1 protein-coding gene is annotated in these 2,126 nt (G+C 41.8%); it reads right to left on the reverse strand.

Annotation, left to right across the window (positions count from 1 at the left end; translation table 11 throughout):
• Positions 1–27: 27 nt before the first annotated feature.
• Positions 28–2,103, reverse strand: coding sequence for a Hop family outer membrane protein HopM/HopN (hopM, locus tag FIM66_RS07960; protein ID WP_140600362.1), 2,076 nt, complete (start codon positions 2,101–2,103; stop codon positions 28–30).
• Positions 2,104–2,126 lie beyond the last annotated feature (23 nt).

A 2,126-nucleotide genomic window follows, 5' to 3' on the forward strand; every position in this document is an offset into this window, starting at 1 on the left:
CCCCCTTAAAAAGAGAGTTTGCGCCACCTAGTAAGCAAACACATAATTGAGGAAAAGGCTATACATCCTTCTGTATTCTAGTTTAGCGCCCATGAAAGAATAGTAGCTTGTGTTGATCGTGGGGATTTTAAAACCTAGTTCAATGCCATGCTGAGCGGCATGATCGCTGTCTTTTTTCTTAGGCCTAGCGAGGTTCATTCTCAAGCCTAAATCAAACAAAAATTGGAAATTAGAAGTGCTGACATTAGCGTTATAAATGCCATTCATCATGGTCAAATTCACTTGTTGGGAATTAAGCCACGAAGTCCCAGCTAGCGCAAAGCCTCCAAAAAGCCCCACAGAAAGCTTGTTATTTTTGCCTAAAAAGTTGGTGTTTTTATCGTTAATGAAGTTATAAAGAGCGTCCATACCCACCCCATAAGTCCACACATCAGAAGCGGAGTTAAAAAAATTAGATTTGATATAAGCATGGTTGTAATCAAAGAAACCATAATACCTTAACCCCCAATTTCTTTTTTTGCCAAAGAATTGTTTGTAACCCACTTGCACGCCGATCCCGTTCATCGCCCCGTTATTGTTTTGATAGTCAATCACGCCAAAGCGCCTGAAAGGGTTTTTGCCTAATTCTTGCCTGATGGCTTGGAGCTGGTTGTATTTGTTAGTATCCAAAGAATAAGTGAGTAACCCTTCTGGGGAATTAGGGTTTTGAGTGGAATGCGTCATGTTTTGGAGAGATTTAGCGTTAGGCAAGTGAGAGATACCATTATTAATCGCTGTTGAGTCTTTATTCAGGGTGTTAAGGGCTTCTTTAAAATTCAAAATGGTTTGAGATAAAGCCTTATCCTGATTGACCTGGTTGCCGTAATAAGCGGTGTGTTGCTCTAAAGAATTGAGAGTTTCTTTCACAAACGCGCAGCCTGAACCCCAAGTGTTATTGGTGATCACACCAGCCGATCCTGCTTTGCATTCTTCCAAATCCCCTTGGATAGGCCCTTGAATGCTGTGGAAATTGTTTGCAACTTGTTGGGCTAAATTTAAAATCTCTGCTTGAGCGTTCGCTCTGTTGAGCATTTCTTGAGCGAAGCTTTTGTCTTTGGAAGTGTAGGGGTTGAAATTGTCTGGTTGTGTGATTTGGGTGTTTTCATTAGCGTTAAGCTGTTTAGTCTTTTCTAAAACGGCTTGAGCGTTTTTAATCATCTCGTTAATAGCGTTAAAAGAAGGGCCAAAAATATCCACTACATTCCCAGGCGTAGAACTCAACCCCCACGCTTTACCGCCATTGCTCGTTTGCACATGGGGGTTTTGAGTAATAAGGACTTGCATGATAGTGGCGGCTTGTTGCAAAAGGTATTCAGCGTTATTGTTGTATTTCAATTGTATTGTAGGCGAGAATGATGCTCCGCCTGAATAAGAGGTTGGGATCTCTTTCCCATTCTCTGTATAATAATGCTCTATGATATTGTTTTGTGTAGTGGTTCTATAATTGGTTTGTTGTATGTTGACTACCCCTGTTTTGGTGGTGTCATTCAAGGCAGGCATTCCGCCTCCTTGGTTTTGGTTTAAAGCGGTTTGGATAATTTGATAAGCTTGGTTGAGTTTTTGGTATTCGTCAATGGATAGAATGCCATTAGGGCCTGTCCCATACGCTTGATTGCAAGTGGTGGTTGTCCCATTAAGAGCTGGTGTGTTACCAAACGATTGGTAGCTTTGATTGTTGGTAGGGCCAGGGCCGCAGCCAATAAAAAGGGCTATGACTTGCCACATGCCCACAGCGGCATTGAGCGCTAAAGCCACAGCTTGATAGGCGGGGGAAGTGGTGGTAGCGCTAGTGAGGTTAATGGCGCTTGAGCTTAAATTATCAATCGCACCGGTAATCGCACTCGGTGTGCTAGCTAGATTGACTAAGGAATTTAAGTAATTGTATTGGTTTAAAAGGTTGTTTAAGTTATCGTATCTGTCCGCAAGATTTTGCAATGCTCCAGTGTTTTTCACTTTTTGAACCGCTTCACCGATTTGATAGCCCACACTCATATAAAATCCGTCATCTTCAGCCCTTGATAATGAAGCTATGAGAGAAAGAGAGAGCAAGAGGGATTTTTTCATGTTTTCTCCTTTTAATTGATTTT

It is taken from the genome of Helicobacter pylori (genome assembly GCF_006439795.1).
In the GTDB taxonomy this organism is placed as follows: domain Bacteria; phylum Campylobacterota; class Campylobacteria; order Campylobacterales; family Helicobacteraceae; genus Helicobacter; species Helicobacter pylori_CR.

Excerpts from the sequence above, each read along its gene's own strand:
- hopM (WP_140600362.1), bottom strand. The coding sequence starts at position 2,103 with ATGAAAAAATCCCTCTTGCTCTCTCTTTCTCTCATAGCTTCATTATCA.